Below are 20475 nucleotides of genomic sequence, written 5' to 3'. Positions count from 1 at the left end.
TCCGCCCGGTTCTGCCCTTGCCCGTTCGGGATGGACTTGTTTTGCCCGTTCCGGGCGGTTTGGGTCCCGGGTCCCCGGGAAATCAGAGAACCGGCCTTCCGACCGGTCCCTGCGCATACGCGCCGCCTATAACACAGACAACGCGCAAGGCAAACGCTTTCGCATCCGCCCCGAATTGCGATTACAACATGGCCATGCCGCCATTCACATGCAAGGTACTTCCGGTCACATAACCCGCTTCGGGGCTTGCAAGGTACAGAACGGCAGCCGCGATTTCCTGCGGATCACCCATCCGGCCCGCCGGAACCTTGAGCAGCAGACCCTTCTTTTGCTCATCGGTCAGCTTTTCAGTCATCGCCGTGGTGATGAAGCCCGGCGCAACCGCGTTCACGGTGATACCACGGGTCGCAACCTCATGCGCCAGCGCCTTGGAAAAGCCGATCATCCCGGCCTTGGACGCAGCATAGTTCGCCTGACCCGGATTACCGATCGCGGCCACAACAGACGAGACATTTACGATCCGGCCCCAGCGCGCCTTCATCATGCCACGGATCACGCCTTTGCATAGCTTCATCGTCGCGGTCATGTTTACATCGATCACGCTCTGCCATTCCTCGTCCGACATGCGCATGAACAGGTTGTCCCGTGTGATGCCTGCGTTGTTGACCAGAATATCAACCGAGCCCATCACCTCGGCCGCTTGCTTAGGCAGCGCCTCGACCGCCTCAGGGTCACTCAGGTTACAGGGCAGAACATGCGCGCGGTCTCCCAGGCTTTCGGCCAGCGCCTGCAGCGGTTCAACCCGTGTCCCCGATAGGCCAACGGAGGCACCCGCGTCATACAGCGCGCGGGCAATATCGCCGCCAATGCCACCCGAAGCGCCCGTGATCAGCGCATTCTTACCTGTCAAATCAAACATCTATTGTCCCTCTCTGGCCGCCGAGACCGGCGACTATTCTCAGTTCATGCGCCGGGATTAACGGCCTTTTGTACATCCTCGGGCGACCCGACCGCTGTGCAGGCTAGCGACCGGTCGATCTTGCGGATCATGCCCGACAGCGCTTTGCCCGCGCCGATCTCCCATGCCTCAGAAACGCCTTGCGCAACCATGTATTGCACGCTCTCGCGCCACCGGACCGAACCCGTCACCTGTTCCACCAGCAACTGACGGATCATATCCGGATCGCTCACGGCCTCCGCCCGAACATTCGCAATCAGGGGCACAGCAGGTGCCTTGATCTCAACAGCAGCCAAAGCGTCCGCCATAACATCTGCAGCAGGTTGCATCAGTGCACAGTGAAATGGTGCACTTACCGGCAACATAATTGCACGCTTGGCGCCTTTTTCCTTGGCGATCTCAGCGGCACGCTCAACAGCAGCCTTGGACCCCGACACAACCACCTGAGTCGGATCATTGTCATTTGCGGCCTGACAGACCTCTCCCTGCGCGGCTTCGTCGGCGACGACGCGCACAGCCTCAAGGTCCAGCCCAAGAATGGCAGCCATCGCACCTTCGCCCACCGGAACGGCGCTTTGCATTGCCTGCCCGCGCGTCCGCAACAGGCGCGCGGTGTCTGCAACCGACAGGGCCCCGGCAGCAGCCAATGCCGAATATTCCCCCAGCGAGTGTCCTGCCACGTAAGACGCTGTCGAGATCGAAACTCCCTCGGCCTCAAGCGCGCGCATTGCTGCCATCGAGGTCGCCATCAGCGCCGGCTGCGCATTCTGCGTCAAGGTCAACTCCGCGATATCGCCTTCCCAGATCAGAGCACTCAGCTTTTCGCCCAGGGCTTCATCCACCTCATCGAAAACCGCCTGAGCAGCCGGATAGACCTCGGCCAGTGCCTTGCCCATTCCGATGGTCTGGGCGCCCTGCCCCGGGAAAACAAACGCGCGTGTCATTGGTGCCTCTTGCGTGACGTCAGGTTTCGGCGGGGTGTAAACTGACTGACGGCGCGGCACAAGCATTGCCTGCGTTCTGCATCAGGACACCGTTAATGTGCATTTCTCTGCCTTGTGTCCGCACATCATCCCACTACCCTAGCAGCACACAAGCAAAGTAGAGAGCTCCCCTCATGCCCCTGACGAACACGCATTCCAGCTATGGCGGTGTAACAAAAGCGTTTCATTGGCTGACTGCCCTACTGATCTTGACCGCCCTGCCACTGGGATGGTTCGCCAACGAACTGGCGCATGCGATCTACGACCCCAATATCGCAACCACCGAAGAAGACATAGCACGGGCGGCTCGGCTGTTTTCGCTGCATAAAACCGTTGGGGTTACCGTTTTCTTCGTCGCTCTGGCCCGAATCCTCTGGGCACTGACCCAGACCAAGCCCGGGCTGCTCAACGCCGATAACAAGCCCGAGGCTTTTGCTGCAGAAACGGTCCATTGGTTGTTATACGGCTCCCTTGTCCTTGCCCCCCTGAGCGGTTGGGTCCACCATGCCGCAGCAGAGGGCTTTGCCCCGATCCTGTGGCCCTTTGGCCAGAACCTGCCTTTGGTTCCGAAATCGCCCCTTCTGGCCGAGTTCACTGCCAGCCTGCATTGGCTGTTTGTCTGGATATTGGGCGGATCATTGGTCCTGCACATTCTTGGGGCATTGAAGCACCATGTTGTAGACAAGGACAGCACGCTACGGCGGATGCTGCCGGGCGACGCGAACGCCCCAGAGCCCCCCGCGCAACATCACTCGGCCGCACCCGCAGTTGCTGCGCTTGCGGTATGGGTTGCGGTGCTTGCCGGAGGCTGGTCCATCGGCGTGTTTTCGCACAGCTCTGACGCCGCAATCGACACAGCTGAACTGACCGAGGTCCAATCGGATTGGCAGGTTCAGGATGGCACCCTGTCTATCACGATCTCTCAGCTGAACAGCCCTGTGACCGGCACCTTTTCTGACTGGACCGCTGCGATCGCCTTTGACGAGCCAGAAGAACCCGGGCTGGCCGGTTCAGCAGACGTGACCATTTCCATCGGTTCGCTCAGCCTTGGAACCGTCACCGACCAGGCCATGGCTGCTGATTTCTTCGACAACGCCCAGTTTCCTACCGCGCAGTTCAAAGCCGATCTGTTTAAGACCGAAACCGGCTACGAGGCGCGCGGACCGCTGACAATCAAAGGCCAGTCAATGGATATCGTGCTGCCATTTACGCTCGAGATGGAAGACGGCAGCGCCATCATGTCCGGATCGGTTGACGTGAACCGGCTGGACTTTGGTGTGGGCACGTCCCAACCCACCGAGGACTCGCTGGGCTTCACGGTCACGGTCAGTGCGGAACTCACGGCAACACGCGCTGAATGAAATAAAAAACCGCCGGAGGGGGTGCCTCCGGCGGTCTGACTTACGTATCGAAGACGCTTGTTAGTCGGCCTTCTGAGCCTCAACCGAGATACGTATTTCGACCTCATCGCCAACAAATGGTGCGAATTGGCCCAGATCAAAATCGCTGCGAACCAGCGTGGTGGTGGCGTCAAATCCCGCCCATGGCTTGCCTGCCATCGGGTGCTCACCCACCTGATTCAGCTTGGCATCCAGAACGACCGATTTGGTGACGCCGTTCATGGTCAGATCACCAGTGATGTTGGCTGTGTTCTCGCCCGTCACCTCGATACCGGTTGAAGTGAAGGTCACCAGATCACCTTCGGCTGCGCCAAAGAAATCTTCGGTCATGAAGTGATCTTCGCGCGGTTTCCAACCGGTGATCATTTCAATGACCGGCATCGACACAGTCACGCTCGACGCGGCGGGGTCTTCCTGATCGAACATGATCTCGCCCTCAAAGCCCGAGAACATGCCCGTGGTGGTTGAAAAACCAAGGTGATTATAGCTGAAGATGACCTGGCTGTGGCTGGGGTCCAAAACATATTTTTCGGCGCTGGCGAAAGCAGTCGTGGCCGACACGGCCAGAGCGGCAGCAAGAAGGGTGGATTTCATAACAATCTCCGCAGTGGTGTTGTTGCAAACCGGGTGGGTTGCTCACCAACAAAAATGTGCCGCCCAAAGGCAGCACACAAGTCTTTTCGATTCACAAATTCTGTTCCTATTTGAACAGAACTGAATTCAGGCGAAAATCGTCACGTTTTGGCTGAGTTGACCTTTCAGCGCTGAGCCGACATCCGCCGATTCCAGCGGCAGCTTCATCAGCAGGCTACCGTCAACGTCAAACAGCTCAACCTGATCATCCGCAAAGCGTGCACCGCCCAGCGAGTCGTAGCTGCGACGCAGCACCGTCTGCGGGCGACCGTTTTCATTCTTCTGCAGGATGCGCACTTCGCGGCGGATCGGGTCGAAATAGGCATCAGGACGTGCATCCATAACCTCAATTGTCAGCAGACTTACCCCGACAATCAGGAACATCAGCGACGCGACCAGCTTCAGCGGCCAGACTTCGGCACCCATGATCGACCCAGGCATCAGCCACATGGAAAAGGCAGACAGAATTAGAAAGGCCCCGACCACACGCAGAAGCACCATCCGGGCACGCCAGTTGGGCGCGAAAGTGATCAGAACGGGAACGGATTTTTCAAATGCAGCGGCGGGTGCTGCTTCTACAAAAGTATTTGTGTTCATGACGGCCATTGTCTTGCCCTGTCTGTGGTTTTCCAAGTATCCGGGTGTTCCCGGTTTCATGAACAACCTCACGGCGAAAAGAGTCAGGAATTGGGCGCCTCAAAGGAAATTGGACGACTTCACAAGGGCATCTGTGGCAGGGCTTGCTCCGCCGCCATAAACGTGTATACGGGGCCATCCTTCGCAGGAGTTATGAATCGCGCAGCCTCTCGTGGCAGGGTCGCGAAGGACCATATGGCCCCGCCTTTGAAATGCGCCTTGATATAAACAGGAGTGCACATGCCACTGTATGAGCATGTAATGATCGCGCGTCAGGATCTGTCCAACGCGCAGGCAGAAAGCCTCGTCGAACATTTCGGCACCGTTCTGGCTGACAACGGCGGCAACGTCGTCGACAGCGAGTACTGGGGCGTCAAGACGATGGCCTACAAGATCAACAAGAACCGCAAAGGCCACTATGCCTTCCTGAAGACCGACGCCCCCGCTGGCGCCGTTCAGGAAATGGAGCGCCTGATGCGCCTGCACGAAGACGTCATGCGCGTTCTGACCATCAAGGTCGACGAGCATGCCGAGGGCCCCTCGGTCCAGATGCAGAAGCGCGATGAGCGCGAAGGCCGCCGCGAGCGCCGCTGATCAACGCCTGACGAAAGGACATAAACCATGGCCGCAAAACCATTTTTCCGCCGCCGCAAGGTCTGCCCGTTCTCGGGTGAGAACGCGCCGAAAATCGACTACAAAGACACCCGTCTGCTGCAGCGCTACATCTCTGAGCGTGGCAAGATCGTACCTTCGCGCATCACCGCCGTTTCGGCGAAAAAGCAGCGTGAACTGGCCCGTGCTATCAAGCGCGCCCGTTTCCTCGCCCTGCTGCCCTACGCCGTGAAGTAAGGAGAGACTGACATGCAAGTTATCCTTCTGGAACGCGTTGCGAAACTGGGTCAGATGGGCGACGTCGTTGACGTCAAGCCTGGCTACGCCCGCAACTTCCTGCTGCCCCAGGGCAAAGCCCTGAGCGCGTCCGAGTCGAACATCGCTTCGTTCGAAGCCCAGAAAGCGCAGCTGGAAGCCCGCAACCTGGAAACCAAGAAAGAAGCTGAAGCACTGGCTGAAAAGCTGGACGGTCAGCAGTTCATCGTGATTCGCTCGGCATCGGATGCCGGCGCTCTGTACGGCTCGGTCACTCCGCGTGACGCCGCAGACGCTGCGACCGAAGCAGGCTTCACCGTCGACAAGAAACAGATCGCCCTGATCGCTCCGATCAAGGAACTGGGTCTGCACTCGCTGGCGGTCAAACTGCACCCCGAGGTCGAAGTTGAGATCAAGATGAACGTCGCCCGTTCGGAAGAAGAAGCCGAACTGCAGGCTTCGGGTAAATCGATCCAGGAACTGGCTGCTGAAGAAGAAGCCGCTGCTGAATTCGAAATCGCCGAACTGTTCGACGACATCGGTTCCGCCGCTTCGGACGACGAAGAGCTGGTTGCTGAGGAAGCTCCGGCTGAAGAAGACGAAGCCAAAGCCTGATCTGGCGAAGCTATCAATGCTAAAGGGCCACGCGTTTGCGTGGCCCTTTTTTTCTGTCGCACTCATCAGCAGCGAGTTTTGGCCCGAAACCGCCCTGGGCCTTGCGGTCAGATGCTCGATCCATATCATCCGACTCTGCAAAACGGAGTATTGCCATGCCCCCCCTCGTTCGACGCACTGTCATTGCTTTTCTGATTGCAGCACCGCTCACTGCGTGTGGCGGTCCGGATACGCCCAGCCGGGCGGACACGTTTGATCCCCCTCTCTATCCGAACGAAACGCCGGAACTGCGCGCATCGATCAATAAATGGGCAGACCACTACGAGTTGCCTCGTGAGTTGGTGCATAAGCTGGCGATCCGCGAAAGCACGCACCGCCCTTGGGCCGTGAATCGTCCCTATTACGGCTTGCTGCAGATTCTGCCCGCCACGGCCCGTTCAATGGGCTATACCGGGAACGCTCAGGGCCTGCTGGATGCAGATACGAACCTGGAGTATGCAGGCAAATACCTGCGCGGGGCTTGGTTGTTATCGGACGGAGATCAGCAACGCGCGATCTTCCTATATGCCAAGGGATACTACCCAGAGGCGAAAAAACGCGGCATGTTGGTGGAAACTGGTCTGGTTTCTGCCACAGAATAGGCATTTTTGTTGCGCATTTCCCCGTTAAAGCTCAAACATAACCACTCGAACGCAACAACGGACACCATCGCCAAACAGAGGAACCTTGCGGAACCTCATTCAGGAGGGGCGAATTTGATGTGTATTAAAGGCACATTTCCCCTAAAAAAGCAGACATTTCCCACATCTTCTTGTCATAATATGGGAAATGTGATGTGCTCTATGACGTCAGGGAAGGCAGTATCTTTTTTCCTGGCCAAAGGGATCCGCCCGCTCACTCGGGTCTAGCTGGTCGTTACCGTATGGATATTGTTGATCTCAGCACTCTTCCCGAACAGGACTCTCGCTATGATGAGTTCCTGCGCCAGGTCTGTGACAAATACGAAATGGACCACGCGGCCTATGCCGGGATGAATCCGGCTGCGGGCACGATCCACGGCCATGTGACATATGGCGACGACTGGAAGAATCATTATCAGGAACAAGGCCTTCACCTGATTGACCCGACCCTGCATATGAGCCAGCGCAGCATTGCACCCGTGGACTGGAGTCGCCTGGAACGTGGTAAAGACTTTCAGCGTGTGTTTCGCGACGCCCACGACTTCGGCATCCCCGATCAAGGGGTCACGATCCCCGTACGCGGCCCTTATGGCGACATTGGCCTGCTGAGTGCGGTGCGTGATTGCAGCCGTGAGGAGTGGAAAAAGCTGGTCCCTAACGTGATCAGCGATCTGCAATCGCTGGCCGTGCACATCCATGACAACGTGATGACGTCGGATACGATCAGCCGGATGCTGTATCACCCGACGCTTTCAAGCCGTGAATTGGAAATTCTGCAATGGGCCGCAGCAGGTAAATCGCAACAGGATATCGGCGATATCCTGTCGATTTCTCACCGCACAGTTGAAGTGCACTTGCGCTCTTCTCGCGAAAAGCTTAATGCGCTGACCACACCGCAGGCGGTGGGCCGTGCGATTGGAATCGGGCTAATTTACCCGGGCTAAAGCAAAATTCCCCCGAAATCCGACCTAAAAAAGCCAATATTACGGGAAACCCCCAATAGATTCGCTCGCGAATCCGGGTAACGTCTTATCCACAGGACAGACAACTCGAAGGGGGTTAACATGATTTTGGTAGTTGATGGGCTGAACAGACATCTGTTCACCGAAGTTCTTGACGATATGTTCGAACTGCGCGCTCGGGTTTTTGGTGGACGACTTGGATGGGATGTCCACATCGAAGACGGCAAAGAAATCGATCAGTTCGATCACTTGGATCCTGCATACGTAATTGGTCTCGACGATGAGGGGAACGTCGTAGCCGCAGTACGTGCACTCCAGACCACCGGTCCACATATGCTTTCGGATGTGTTTTCGGACATCCTATGCGGCGAGGCGCCAATGCGCAGTGCGACCATGTGGGAATCCACCCGGTTCTGCGTCGATACGCAACGCCTGACACGTGGCAAAGAGAAGAACTCGGTCTCTTATGCGACTTGTGAATTGATGATCGGATCGCTGGAATACTGTCGCAACGCGGGTATTCAGGACATTATCACCGTGATTGATCCGGTTATGAACCGCGTCCTCAAACGCTCAAACTGTGCGCCCTACGACTATGTGGGCGAAACCGTTCCGATGGGTAAGGTGCCGGCGATGGCCGCTCTGCTGGATTGCAGTGAAGAGAGGATTTCGGGCCTTCGTGAATTCGCAGACATTCACCACGATGTCTTTATCGAGGAAGAAAAGGCGTTGGAGTTCTTCGAGGCCAAAAAGGCCGAGAAACTCAGCCCGGCAAATCGCGACCACAAACCGCTCACTGATCTTGAGAAATACTTTGTCGAGCAGATGAGTGCCGCAAAGACCGAGGCAGAGAGAGAGGCAGTGCTGAAATTGATCGAAGCTCTGTCCGACACATTCACCCCAGAGCAAAAGACCGCTCTGTTACAGACCCCCCGTGCTTTTGCTCATGAGGCCTGACCCCCTCACCTCATAGCACAAAGCCACCCATGCGGAGCCGTCCTTTTTCCAGACGGCTCCGCTTTTTTGTGCCCCCATGAATGGTGGGGGAAGGAAGAGGATTATTCCTCTTCCAGTGCCTCAACGGCTTTCTGCAGATCGTCTTTGCTGACTTCTTTGTCTTCGACCTGAGCCAGCTCGACGATGTAGTCGACAACCTTGTCTTCAAAGATCGGCGCGCGCAGTTGCTGTTGCATCTGAGCGTTCTGCTGCACGAACTCAAAGAACTGGCGTTCCTGACCCGGATACTGACGCGCCTGGTTCATGATTGCCTGAGTCATCTCGGCATCAGACACCTCAACCTCGGCCTTCTGGCCCAGCTCAGCCAGCAGCAGGCCCAGACGTACGCGGCGCTCGGCCAGTTTGTTATGCTCATCGGTGGGCTCGATCGGATCGTGATCGTGGCCTTCGACATCCGGGTTTTCTTCGTGCCACAGTTGATGCGCAATCTGCTTGGCTTCGGCTTCAACCAGCGACGGCGGCAGGTCGAACGAGACTTTCTCGTCCAGCACGTCCAGCAGAGCCCGCTTCATGACAGCGCGCGAAGCACCGGCATATTCGGCTTCCAAACGCTCGGCGATCTGTGCTTTCAGCGCGGCCAGATCCTCGGCACCGAATTTCTTGGCCAGCTCGTCGTCAACCTCAGCCGCGACCGGCTCTTTCACCTCTTTGATGGTGCAGGTGAAAACGGCATCTTTACCGGCCAGATGCTCGGCACCGTATTCTTCGGGGAAGGTGACGTTAACGTCTTTTTCTTCCTCGGCCTTCACACCAACCAACTGCTCTTCAAAGCCGGGGATGAAGCTGTTCGAGCCCAGAACGAGCGGGTAGTCCTCGGCCGATCCGCCTTCGAACTCTTCGCCGTCAACCTTGCCAACAAAGTCGAACACGATCTGGTCGCCATCTTTGGCTTTGGAGCCTTTACGGCGCGCTTTGAAGTTCTGAGCGGTCTCGGCCAGGTTGTTCAGCGCTTCTTCAACGGCTGCCTCATCGGCTTTAACAACCAGCTTCTCCAGCTCGACCGATTTCAGGTCGACTTCGGGAATCTCAGGCAGCGCCTCATAGGACATGGCGACCTCAACGTCGTCGCCTTCTTTCCAGTCCTCATTGGTCATCTTGACCTCGGGCTGCAGCGCAGGACGCTCACCGCTGTCTTCAAAGTGCTTGTTCATCGCACCGTCGATGGTTTCCTGCATCGCTTCGCCCAACAGACGTTGGCCGAACTGCTTTTTCAGCAGAGCCATCGGTACTTTACCTTTGCGGAAACCTTTCATTTCGATTTCCGGCTGCGCTTCGGTCAGTTTCTCATTGACCTTGTCGTCCAGCTCGGCTGCGGTCACAACGATGTTGTAGCCGCGTTTCAGACCTTCGTTCAGCGTCTCGGTAACCTGCATTATGGTAGTCCCCATAGGATTCGGGGCGCGCAAAAAGGGCGCGCCGGGCAAATTTGACGCCTTCTATTTGCCCAGCCCCCTACGTGCAAGGGGGCAATGCCTTTATCGGTCCTGTTTTGCCGCCGATTTGAACAAAAAAGCGCCCCGGACCCAACCGGGGCACCTTATCCTCAGACCTTGAGGTTCAGAACTTCCAGAGCGCACCCAGAACCCAAGCCTCGTTCTTTTCGAAATCGACCGTATCGTCGAAATCATGGCTGCGGTACTTCAGGTAGGCATCCGTATTGATGCTGTCGATCCGCTGAACCACCGCGATCCCCCAGGACTTGGTGCTGGATCCTGAGTTCTCAAAGTCCGACCCGTCGAAATAGTCGATACCGATCCCGGTCTTGCCCCAGGACACCCAATCGCCCTCATAGGCCAGCTTGGTGTACCAGTAGTCTGGATCGCTGGCCCCTGTCGCCGTGTCATCACGCGACCCGAGCGCCGCCGTAAAGCTGAAACCACTTGGCAACAGGACCGAGGCCGACCCGATCGTGTCCTTCCGCTTGCCCGATCCGTCGTCAAAGTCACGCACAGCGTAAGCGAGACTTGCGGCAAACTCTACGCCATTGGCGAATGTGTTCCCATACGAAAACGCGATGTCGTAATAGTCGTCGTCATCGCTGCTGGACAAGATGTTCTGACCATAGGCAATCGCGGCCGAGAACCCATTGAAATCCGGCGTGTCATAGCGAATGCGCCCGCGGCGCGCGCCGTCAAAGTTACCAGCCGAGTCACCCACGGTGATATCGCTCAGAATGCCATCCGACCCACGGTAGAAAAACGCGCCATTTTCATCGTTGGTGAAGGAATACAGAGCCGTTCCGACATAAGAGAGATCAGTTTCTGCCGCCCCATCCGAAGCCATGCTGCCCTGACCGGCTGAAAACTTGCCGTACCCACCCTTCAGCGAGAAATCGACATGCCGGATATCTTCGCGCGACCAGCCATTGGTGTTGGTCCCGTCCTGATTGGCCGTACCGGTGCTTGGCAGGCCCAAACCGGTTTCAAAGCGGAACATGAATTCATTGCTGCCATATGGCTGCATCAGCCGAAGGCCGACCCGGCTGTTGGACAAATCGTTGTCGAGCAACCGAGTCTCGGTTTCCTCACCATCGTCAACCGAAACGATGACCGGGTCCAATTGACCGTAAAGCAGTACATAACCGCCGGAGTTGTTTTCGTATTTCAGCTCGGCTGCGGCTGGAATTGCCGTGGTCGCAGCCAGTATTGCAGCCATCGAAGACAGTTTAAGTGTGCGGGTCATTTCAATCACCATCCAAGTTCAGGTTTCACGCGCGGCCCAAAGGCGCCGGAAACACGGCAGTAAAAACAGGGGCGGATATCTGCTGGCGGGGCATTCTGCCTTCACTACAGGCAACCCCGAATGCCTTCAGAAACTATATTTATATCAATGCTTTAATTGATCGTGAGACGCGTAATCGACACACCTCCTAACAAATTTCGACACCGCGCTACACATCCTGCAGACATACGCACTGCAACCAGAGCAAACCGACCGCTAAGCATCACCGGATTTGCTGGTGCCATGTCATTCTTTTCTCAAAATACCTAAATATCAAGTTGTTTGAATATCGAGGGTAACTTCTCTGGCAGATCCTCGGCGATCAGACCGGGGCCGAATTGCCGCGCACACTCCACGTGCAGCCATGCTGCCGTCTCGGCAGCTTGCATCGGTTCAAGCCCGCGCGCCAGCAACCCGGCGATATACCCTGCAAGCACATCGCCCGATCCGGCTGTCGCCAGCCAAGGCGCGGCTCTCTCGTAAAGGGCTGAATTGATCGCACATCGCCCATCCGGTGCTGCAATTACCGTATCTGGCCCCTTGAACAGCACAACGCAACCTGTCCGCCTTGCAGCGTCGCGGACGGCGTCGACCTTGGAGTATGCAGGTCCTACATCTGAAACAGCTTTCAATCTCTCGGCAATATCCGGGAAAAGGCGCATAAATTCGCCCCCATGAGGGGTCAATACGCAGCGGTCATGCAATTGGCTATGCAGGCTTTGAGGATCATCGGAAAAAGCTGTCAGCGCATCAGCATCCAACACAACCGACCTCTGCGCCGCCAGTGCAACCGGCGCCAATTTTCGCGCGCGTTCCACCCCCAAACCGGGCCCAAGGCAAAGCGCATTCAATCGCTCATCTGCCAGTATCCCCAGCAGATGATCGGCACCCTCGACTCGTTGCATCATCAGCGCCGTGATTTGGCTGGCCACTTCCATTTGTGCTGAGGGCGGCACGCCCAGCGTCACCAAACCAGCCCCGATCCGCAATGCTCCCCGCCCCGCAAGGCGCGCAGCCCCGGTTTTTCCAGCCCCGCCTGTCAGGACAAATGCGTGACCATGCGCGTATTTATGGCCAGATCCGCCTTTGCAAAGATTTGAAGCTGTTGGCCGCTCTACCGATTGCACGATCTCGGGGCTGTCTGATACGCGGCTCAGCCCGATATCCTTTACGACCAGCCGACCACAGAAAGATGGCCCTTCACCCAGCACATGCCCAAGCTTGCGGGAATGAAACGAGACTGTCAGAGCCGAACGCGCGCACCGACGACCATGCGAGGGATACGTGCCACCCAACACTTTACCCGAATCCGAACAAAGACCGGATGGCAGGTCGATCGCCACCGTCCGTGGTGGGATGATTTCCGTCCCCGCGCCCTGCCGTCGCATTTCCCACGCGTCTTCTGCGTCATCGTGCAGCCAAAGATGTTCCCACAGAGCCGGGTTCTCGATTGGCCGCGCCAAACCGGTTCCAAACAACGCATCAATGGAAAGATGCGGATGCTGCATCTCCGCCTCAATGGACTCAGCAAGGCCCAGTGTCCGTCCCTCCCATCGTTCGTAGTTCACCCGCGCATCCGGCGGCAGCTTGGCCGGATCACCAAAGAGAATGACCTCGACTTTCCAACCCAGCTCGCGCAGCAGCCGCGCAACCACGAAACCGTCACCGCCATTATTCCCTGGACCGCACAACACCACCGCGCGCAAGGGATCCCCTTCATCTGGCCCCAAATATCTCGGGGAGCGCGAGGGGTTGACCCCTCGTCCGCGCAACTCCGGCCATTCTTCAAAGATCGCCTCGACAACGCCCTGCCCTGCCCGCTCCATCAATTCCAGGCCGGTAACCTTGCCGGACTCGATCGCCTCTTGTTCGATGGCGCGCATCTGCGCAGCGGTCAGCAATTCCGTCATCTCAACTCCCTCAAGCGATTCAATTTCGATTACTTTTTGTGCATAGCGATCAAAATTTGATCCAACGCCTGATTTCCATGCATCTGACATCGAGCAATACAGCAATCGGATTGCCGCACCATCTTAGACGTGATCAGTGCGATCCAGACAACCATGCAAGGTGAGCCGGAATGAAAAAGATCGAAGCGATCATCAAGCCGTTCAAACTGGACGAAGTAAAAGAGGCGCTGCAGGACGTGGGCGTGCAAGGCCTCAGCGTGATCGAGGTAAAGGGCTTTGGCCGCCAGAAAGGCCACACCGAGCTTTATCGCGGCGCGGAATATGTTGTCGACTTTCTGCCCAAGGTGAAAGTCGAAGTCGTGCTGGACGACGATCAGGTCGACGCCGCAATCGAGGCCATCGTCGGTGCCGCAAAGACCGACAAGATCGGCGACGGCAAAATTTTTGTCTCGCCCGTCGAACAAGCCATTCGCATCCGTACCGGTGAGACCGGTTCGGAAGCCCTGTAACGCACTATCTTCAAATCAGAGGAATCAAAAGAATGAGCAAGGACGCAGTTCTTCAGCTGATCAAGGACGAAGACGCCGAATACGTCGATGTCCGTTTCACCGACCCGCGCGGCAAGCTGCAGCACGTCACCCTGATGGCCGATCAGGTTGACGAAGACTTTCTGGAAGAAGGCTTCATGTTCGACGGTTCGTCCATCGCGGGCTGGAAGTCGATTGAAGCATCCGACATGAAGCTGATGGTCGACACCGACAGCGCTTATGTCGATCCGTTCTACGCGGAAAAAACCATCTGCGTGCACTGCTCGGTTGTTGAGCCCGACACCGGCGAAGCCTATGAGCGTGACCCGCGCGGAACTGCTCAGAAGGCCGAGGCATACCTGAGAGCATCGGGTATCGGCGACGTTGCTTACATGGGGCCCGAAGCTGAGTTTTTCCTATTCGATGATGTCCGTTTCTCGAACAGCATCAACAAGGTATCTTACGAAGTTGATGCAACCGACGCGTCGTGGAACACCGACACCGAGTACGAGATGGGCAACATGGGCCACCGTCCTGGCGTCAAAGGCGGTTACTTCCCAGTCAACCCGATCGACGAAAGCCAGGACCTGCGTTCGGAAATGCTGTCGACCATGAAGCGTCTGGGCATGAAGGTCGATAAGCACCACCACGAGGTTGCGTCCTGTCAGCACGAGCTGGGCTTGATCTTTGACAGCCTGACCAAGCAGGCGGACGAGCTGCAGAAGTACAAGTACGTCATCCACAACGTGGCACACGCCTACGGCAAATCGGCCACCTTCATGCCGAAGCCGATCGCAGGTGACAACGGCACTGGCATGCACGTGAACATGTCGATCTGGAAAGACGGCAAGCCGCTGTTCGCTGGCGACAAATACGCCGATCTGTCGGATGAGGCGCTGTACTTCATCGGTGGCATCCTGAAGCACGCCAAGACCCTGAATGCCTTCACCAACCCGGCGACCAACAGCTACAAGCGTCTGATCCCTGGGTTCGAAGCCCCCGTCTTGCGCGCCTATTCGGCCCGCAACCGTTCAGGCTGCGTGCGTATTCCGTGGACCGAAAGCCCGAAAGCCAAGCGCGTCGAGGCCCGCTTCCCCGATCCGGCCGCAAACCCCTATCTGGCGTTTGCCGCGCTGCTGATGGCCGGTCTTGACGGCATCAAGAACAAGATCGATCCGGGCGAAGCCATGGACAAGAACCTATACGATCTGCCTGCCGAAGAACTGGCCGACATCCCGACCGTTTGCGGCTCGCTGCGTGAGGCTCTGGAAGCTCTGGCATCCGATCACGACTTCCTGCTGCAGGGCGACGTGTTCACCAAAGACCAGATCGACGGCTACATCGCGCTGAAGATGGAAGAGGTCGAAACCTACGAGCACACTCCGCACCCTGTAGAATACGGCATGTACTACAGCTGCTGATTAAGAATTTTCTGCGAAAATTCTCAGAGGGGCGCCCATCGGGCGCCCCTTTTTTCGACGGGGTTTGACGGATTGCGGCTGATCTTCCACACTTGGATCATTGCACCCTGCGGAGAATGCATATGACCGCCAGCGACGCCCGATTTGCCGAATTTTCAGATTTCATAACTTCGCCCGAAGACTTGGAGCGCATCTGCGGACAGCCGCTGCCCCAGATCATCGATAAAGAGTTGTCCGGACTGGATCAGATGTGTCGCGATTTCATCGAAACCTCTCCGTTCTGTCTGATCGCCTCTGCCAACCCGGAGGGGCATCTCGACATTTCTCCACGCGGCGATCCGCACGGGTTTGTTCAGGTACTGTCGGACTCTCTGATCGCCATTCCGGACCGGCCCGGGAACAAACGTGTAGATACGTTTCATAATGTGCTGCAAGACCCCAGGGTCAGCGTGATATTCTTTGTTCCCGGCAAAATGGAAACGCTGCGCCTGCGCGGTACGGCGCGCATATGTGCGGATCCCAACCTGCTGCAATCAATGGCCGTGAATGCGCACGCACCCAAACTTGCGCTTTTGGTCCATGTCGAGACTGTTTTCGCGCATTGCCCCAAATGCGTTATCCGCGCAAATCTCTGGCAGCCAGAGAACTGGCCTGATTCCTCCAACTTGCCGAACATGAACGCAATGATGGTCAAGCATGCCAAGATCAAACAAACGCCGGACGAATGGTTTGAAAGCCTGAAAGCGGCTGGAGAACTGGATCTCTATTAACTCGTTGCACCGGCGGTCAACGCGTTCTGCACTTTCAATTTACCCAAACGGATAGGTCTTATGCTTCGCCCGCTTCTACTGACTCTCGCACTGATCACACCCGGACTTGCCTTCTCGGCCACGTGTGGCAACACCAGCGCTGGCTTCGAAGCCTGGAAACAGGATTTCGCGAAACAGGCCAAACGCGCAGGCGTCAAAAAGAAAGGCCTGCAAGCGCTGGCCCAAACCCAGTACCAGACAAGAACGATCGCGGCCGACCGCAACCAGAAAAGCTTCAAGTATTCATTGGACAAGTTCATGCAGGTGCGTGGCGCAAACACGATCATCGCGCAGGGGCGTAAACGCAAAGCCCGCAACCCGCAATTCTACGCAGCGCTAGAGAATCAATACGGCGTGCCGGCGGGCATCCTGATCGCCATCCACGGCATGGAAACCGGGTTCGGTGGCTTTATGGGCGATAGTCCGGTTGTGTCAGCAATCACCACTCTGGCCTATGATTGTCGCCGATCCGAATTCTTTATCCCTCATGCCATCGGTGCACTCAAACTGGTGGATCAGGGTAGTATCACGATGGCGACAAAAGGGGCAAAACATGGCGAGTTGGGTCATACACAGTTCCTGCCGGGCAATGCCTTAACCTATGGTGTCGACGCCACCGGAGACCGTCAGGTCGACTTCTACAACATGACCGATGCCCTGGCCTCGACCGCAAATTTTCTTCGTAAGAAAGGGTGGAAACCCGGTAAGGGCTATCAACCGGGCGAGTCGAATTTTGCAGTCATCAAGCAGTGGAATGCGGCCTCGGTCTACCAGCAATCCATCGCAATTATGGCGTGGCGAATCGATAACTGAGCCTGCCCGACGGCCGACATCGCCGAACCTGATTTCAGCCACATTCTTGCCACAGACATTAAGGCACCCCCTTAGTTTCTTGGTTTCCAAAGCGTAATCAATTCCGGAAAAATCTGACTTTTCTCCCGTTTCGTCAAAATTTGCCCTACATCCGCGGTTAATCTGTCGTGAGGAATATTACGGCAAAGGAACAAGCTGTGACCGCAAAGCACATGTATCATGGTGGTCTGCAATTCAACGGCACCACAGATGGCGCGCTTGAGCGCTTTTGTGATGTCGTGAAGACTACGCTTGAAGACTATGGGCATCTGGTCGAGCGCAAGACCCTGCTGAGCACCTCTGAGGCCAGTATTGTCACCAGCCAGTATCTCGTGCGTCTCACGTTGGATTCAGCGCCCGTCGAGGCCGAGCATTCGCGTCACGAACGCATGGATCGCGCTGCCGGGCTGAAGACACTGAAACGACCCGTCGTATCATTGCCGAACAACAGGCTGACGATCACGATTTGCCCGGTATCTGCCCTTCTGGATGACAGCGAGATTTCCGAACTTATGCTTGTCGTCATCCTCTATCGCATGGTCGACATCTGTTCGACCCAGCGTGTCGAGTGGTTGTCCCCCAAGACAGTTCTGACGATCGAACAGTTTCTTGGGGCATTTGATTCCATCGCACCGCGCAAGCCCCGGGATCGAAAGCAGATTTTCGACTCCATCAGCGGGCGGTTTGCCGGACTTGATCTGCCTGATCCTGATGACGTGATGGACGAACCCAGAACCACCAAACCCCGTCCCATCCAGCTGAGCGATGAGCAACTGCTCAGCATCGCATTCCGCACTGAACCCGAGGCGCCAGTCACTGTGCAGGTTTCTCCTGCTTCTGTCGATGAAACGGAGAAACCCAACGATATTCTAAGGCTCACCAGTTGGGGCATGACAGGTGCCGTCGCCAGTGTCTCGGCGCCGATCGCGATTTCCCTGGCCGCCGTGAACCTGATCCGGGGTGAAGACTTCCGCCTTAATACGCAGGTACTGGCCTTTACGATGGCAATTTTCGGGTTGCACTCCACCAACGCCTTCGCCGAGGTCGCAACCGCCTTGGGCATCTAACAGAATTACCGAAGACCCTCCTTGGAAGCCCCGCCATCAGGCGGGGTTTTCCATTTTCAGGAAGCGGTCAGCCAACAAAACATATGTATGGATCGAGAAGACGACCGCCTGCGTTTGCGGCAGACGCAGCAGGGTCTGACGCTCGCTGCGCAGATATCGGGCCCTGTCGCGATCCCGGATCCTGCGCGGCTCTTGATTGCTGCGAGGCTGAAACAGCTCGGCATCGTGATACCACAGCGTATTGAACCGCCAGAGGGGACGACCCACTTGAATGCCATCGAATAACCGCTGCACCCGCCTGGCGATATTCGCGTCGTATGCGTCAACCTCCCCATGAATCGCAATCAACGGGTGCATGAATTTCTCGGACAGCGTCCAGCTTGCGGGAAAGCACAGGATGGCTCCGGTCAAGACATGCTCGTCACCCTGTTTCTGCAGGATACAGAAATCCTCCTGCACCAATTGGCAAAGTATTTCCAACGGCTTTGATCTGTCTATCGTGATCTGCACGCCATCGGGGCGGCATACCTGTTCGGCAGAGCCAGGATAGGTCTGCCGCAATACAAGATCGAGCAACTCTTGTGCCGGGGCCAATGCCTCGGGGCTTTGCGCCAGAACATCCGCCTTGTGCTCTGCCAGAAGCGCTCCGCGCCGCTGCATCTGACCCGCAAAGGCATCATCCCGCAGCAGCCAGTGGTCGGGATCAGCCGGGCGTATGCCGGGTAACGGATTCGGAGCCAGAGGGTCGTAAGGGATGTCTCGTTGCAAAATCGCTGTCATGTCAGAGGCATAACATCCCTTGCCAACCCTGTCGGTCAAAAAGCGACCCGCTTTCAGTCGCAAACCTTAAAGACGAGGTGAAACTTGCTTTGCAGTGTGACCAGACCAACAGAGAGGCCCGCCCCGTGAACAGCCCATATCGCGATACCCGCAAGATTGACCCGACCAAAGGCGCCACCCTTGGGGATGGAACCCCCAACGACAACGACCGGATCGAGATCGGGCCGACCCAGTTGGCGTTTGATGAATGGGCTGCGGCCGGGTTAAGCCTGCCAAACCTAGAACGCATGCGCGAGTATCGCTGGAAACGGCTAACCCAGGGGATTGTGGATCGCGGTTGGGGCGGTGTTTTGCTGTTTGATCCGCTCAACATCCGCTACGCAACCGACAGCACCAATATGCAGTTGTGGAACACTCATAACCCGTTCCGGGCGGTGCTCGTGTGCGCTGACGGATATATGGTGATCTGGGACTACAAGAACTCCCCGTTCCTGTCGAAATTCAACCCGCTCGTGCGTGAGCAGCGCTCGGGTGCGGACCTGTTCTATTTTGATCGCGGCGACAAGATCGACATTGCCGCTGATGTATTCTCGAACGAGGTGCGGGTGCTGATCGAGGAACATGGCGGCGCCAACAAACGGCTGGGCGTGGACAAGATCATGCTGCACGGTTTGCGCGCGCTTGAGGCACAGGGGTTTGAGGTCATGGAGGGTGAAGAACTCACCGAAAAGACCCGCGCAGTGAAAGGGTCGGACGAGATCCTCGCCATGCGCTGCGCCAGTCATGCCTGTGAGACTGCCGTTGCGGAGATGGAACGGTTTGCGCGTGCCAATGTGGGCGATGGAAAGACATCCGAAGATGATATCTGGGCCGTCCTGCACGCAGAAAACATCCGGCGCGGCGGCGAATGGATCGAGACCCGTCTACTGGCCTCGGGCCAGCGTACTAATCCCTGGTTTCAGGAATGCGGTCCGCGGATCACACGCCAGAATGAGATCATCGCCTTTGATACCGACCTGATCGGGTCCTACGGAATTTGCGTCGATATCTCGCGCACGTGGTGGATCGGCGATCAAAAGCCCCGTGCAGACATGATCTATGCGATGCAGCACGCGCATGAACACATCATGACCAATATGGAGATGCTGAAGCCCGGTGTCATGATCCCGGAACTGACCGCAAATGCGCATCGTTTGGACGACAAGTTCCAGGCTCAGAAATACGGTTGTCTGATGCATGGGGTCGGCTTGTGTGATGAATGGCCCCTTGTCGCCTATCCGGACAAAGCGGTCGAGGGTGCATACGACTACCCGCTCGAACCGGGCATGGTGCTGTGCGTCGAAGCCGCCGTGGGCGAAGTTGGCGGGGATTTCTCGATCAAGCTGGAAGATCAGGTCCTGATCACCGAGGATGGTTATGAGAATCTGACCAAATACCCGTTCGACGCACAGCTTATGGGACTGGAGTAGAGGTTAACGATCCCGTCCCCAATCTGAACGTTTGACATTACCGTGCCAGTCTTCTGGTGCGGACACGACGGTTTGCTGAGATTCGAAAAGCGGCCAGTTCTGCCCGAGGGCAAAGCCGATTGCGCCTGTCAGGAGGATTACAAACAATACTCCGGGCCGCACAGTTGG

21 protein-coding genes are annotated in these 20475 nt (G+C 56.8%); 13 read left to right on the top strand and 8 right to left on the bottom strand.

Annotated elements, in window-relative coordinates; genetic code table 11:
• Positions 1 to 181: 181 nt before the first annotated feature.
• Both fabG and fabD read right to left on the bottom strand, forming a co-directional pair.
• The gene (gene fabG / locus ACR3EM_RS03630) at positions 182 to 919 is read right to left on the bottom strand and encodes a 3-oxoacyl-[acyl-carrier-protein] reductase (RefSeq protein WP_480469453.1); all 738 of its coding nucleotides are present in this window, start codon (positions 917 to 919) and stop codon (positions 182 to 184) included.
• Positions 920 to 963: 44 nt separating this feature from the next.
• On the bottom strand, positions 964 to 1902 hold the full coding sequence (fabD, locus tag ACR3EM_RS03625; RefSeq protein WP_480469452.1) for an ACP S-malonyltransferase: 939 nt from the start codon (positions 1900 to 1902) through the stop codon (positions 964 to 966).
• A 173-nt stretch (positions 1903 to 2075) separates the two neighbouring features.
• On the opposite strand from fabD, the gene ACR3EM_RS03620 reads away from it, so the two are divergent.
• The gene (locus ACR3EM_RS03620) at positions 2076 to 3302 is read left to right on the top strand and encodes a cytochrome b/b6 domain-containing protein (protein ID WP_480469451.1); all 1227 of its coding nucleotides are present in this window, start codon (positions 2076 to 2078) and stop codon (positions 3300 to 3302) included.
• A gap of 60 nt (positions 3303 to 3362) precedes the next feature.
• Here ACR3EM_RS03620 and ACR3EM_RS03615 read toward each other — a convergent pair whose 3' ends face one another.
• Positions 3363 to 3935, bottom strand: coding sequence for a YceI family protein (locus ACR3EM_RS03615; protein WP_480469450.1), 573 nt, complete (start codon positions 3933 to 3935; stop codon positions 3363 to 3365).
• A gap of 126 nt (positions 3936 to 4061) precedes the next feature.
• Entirely contained in the window at positions 4062 to 4571 is a 510-nt protein-coding gene (locus ACR3EM_RS03610; protein ID WP_480469449.1) for a hypothetical protein, read from the bottom strand.
• A gap of 279 nt (positions 4572 to 4850) precedes the next feature.
• On the opposite strand from ACR3EM_RS03610, the gene rpsF reads away from it, so the two are divergent.
• The 6 genes from rpsF (at position 4851) to ACR3EM_RS03580 (ending at position 8691) form a co-directional block, all read left to right on the top strand.
• Positions 4851 to 5204 (top strand): 30S ribosomal protein S6, encoded by a 354-nt coding sequence (gene rpsF, locus ACR3EM_RS03605; protein ID WP_170382745.1) that lies wholly within the window; start codon positions 4851 to 4853, stop codon positions 5202 to 5204.
• 27 nt (positions 5205 to 5231) lie between these two features.
• Positions 5232 to 5459: a 30S ribosomal protein S18 gene (gene rpsR, locus ACR3EM_RS03600; protein WP_005608650.1), complete on the top strand. Its 228-nt coding sequence runs from the start codon at positions 5232 to 5234 to the stop codon at positions 5457 to 5459.
• A gap of 12 nt (positions 5460 to 5471) precedes the next feature.
• On the top strand, positions 5472 to 6092 hold the full coding sequence (rplI, locus tag ACR3EM_RS03595; protein WP_170414354.1) for a 50S ribosomal protein L9: 621 nt from the start codon (positions 5472 to 5474) through the stop codon (positions 6090 to 6092).
• A 155-nt stretch (positions 6093 to 6247) separates the two neighbouring features.
• Positions 6248 to 6733: a transglycosylase SLT domain-containing protein gene (locus ACR3EM_RS03590; RefSeq protein WP_480469448.1), complete on the top strand. Its 486-nt coding sequence runs from the start codon at positions 6248 to 6250 to the stop codon at positions 6731 to 6733.
• 281 nt (positions 6734 to 7014) lie between these two features.
• The gene (locus tag ACR3EM_RS03585) at positions 7015 to 7716 is read left to right on the top strand and encodes an autoinducer binding domain-containing protein (RefSeq protein WP_480469447.1); all 702 of its coding nucleotides are present in this window, start codon (positions 7015 to 7017) and stop codon (positions 7714 to 7716) included.
• A 120-nt stretch (positions 7717 to 7836) separates the two neighbouring features.
• Positions 7837 to 8691, top strand: coding sequence for an acyl-homoserine-lactone synthase (locus ACR3EM_RS03580; RefSeq protein WP_480469446.1), 855 nt, complete (start codon positions 7837 to 7839; stop codon positions 8689 to 8691).
• A 101-nt stretch (positions 8692 to 8792) separates the two neighbouring features.
• Here the strand turns inward: ACR3EM_RS03580 and tig are convergent, their stop codons facing one another.
• The 3 genes from tig to ACR3EM_RS03565 form a co-directional block, all read right to left on the bottom strand.
• Entirely contained in the window at positions 8793 to 10124 is a 1332-nt protein-coding gene (tig, locus tag ACR3EM_RS03575) for a trigger factor (protein WP_480471888.1), read from the bottom strand.
• A 184-nt stretch (positions 10125 to 10308) separates the two neighbouring features.
• A complete protein-coding gene (locus ACR3EM_RS03570) occupies positions 10309 to 11433 on the bottom strand; it encodes a porin (protein ID WP_480469445.1) in 1125 nt (374 codons plus the stop codon).
• A gap of 305 nt (positions 11434 to 11738) precedes the next feature.
• Positions 11739 to 13382 carry an NAD(P)H-hydrate dehydratase gene (locus ACR3EM_RS03565; protein WP_480469444.1) on the bottom strand — a complete coding sequence of 548 codons (1644 nt, stop codon included), beginning with the start codon at positions 13380 to 13382 and terminating at the stop codon, positions 11739 to 11741.
• Between the two features lie 170 nt (positions 13383 to 13552).
• Between ACR3EM_RS03565 and ACR3EM_RS03560 the strand changes: the two genes are divergently transcribed.
• The 5 genes from ACR3EM_RS03560 (at position 13553) to ACR3EM_RS03540 (ending at position 18058) form a co-directional block, all read left to right on the top strand.
• The gene (locus tag ACR3EM_RS03560; RefSeq protein ID WP_480469443.1) at positions 13553 to 13891 is read left to right on the top strand and encodes a P-II family nitrogen regulator; all 339 of its coding nucleotides are present in this window, start codon (positions 13553 to 13555) and stop codon (positions 13889 to 13891) included.
• A gap of 32 nt (positions 13892 to 13923) precedes the next feature.
• Positions 13924 to 15330 carry a type I glutamate--ammonia ligase gene (glnA, locus tag ACR3EM_RS03555; protein WP_480469442.1) on the top strand — a complete coding sequence of 469 codons (1407 nt, stop codon included), beginning with the start codon at positions 13924 to 13926 and terminating at the stop codon, positions 15328 to 15330.
• Between the two features lie 122 nt (positions 15331 to 15452).
• Entirely contained in the window at positions 15453 to 16100 is a 648-nt protein-coding gene (locus ACR3EM_RS03550) for an MSMEG_1061 family FMN-dependent PPOX-type flavoprotein (protein WP_480469441.1), read from the top strand.
• Between the two features lie 60 nt (positions 16101 to 16160).
• The gene (locus ACR3EM_RS03545; RefSeq protein ID WP_480469440.1) at positions 16161 to 16952 is read left to right on the top strand and encodes a lytic murein transglycosylase; all 792 of its coding nucleotides are present in this window, start codon (positions 16161 to 16163) and stop codon (positions 16950 to 16952) included.
• A 197-nt stretch (positions 16953 to 17149) separates the two neighbouring features.
• A complete protein-coding gene (locus tag ACR3EM_RS03540) occupies positions 17150 to 18058 on the top strand; it encodes a hypothetical protein (RefSeq protein ID WP_480469439.1) in 909 nt (302 codons plus the stop codon).
• 36 nt (positions 18059 to 18094) lie between these two features.
• On the opposite strand, the gene ACR3EM_RS03535 is transcribed toward ACR3EM_RS03540, so the two are convergent.
• A complete protein-coding gene (locus ACR3EM_RS03535) occupies positions 18095 to 18838 on the bottom strand; it encodes a heme-dependent oxidative N-demethylase family protein (protein WP_480469438.1) in 744 nt (247 codons plus the stop codon).
• Between the two features lie 125 nt (positions 18839 to 18963).
• Here ACR3EM_RS03535 and dddP point away from each other — a divergent pair, with 125 nt between their 5' ends.
• A complete protein-coding gene (dddP, locus tag ACR3EM_RS03530; protein ID WP_480469437.1) occupies positions 18964 to 20307 on the top strand; it encodes a dimethylsulfonioproprionate lyase DddP in 1344 nt (447 codons plus the stop codon).
• Positions 20308 to 20475 lie beyond the last annotated feature (168 nt).

The organism is Ruegeria sp. AH3, assembly GCF_056536265.1.
This window is presented reverse-complemented; position numbering and strand designations above follow the sequence as displayed.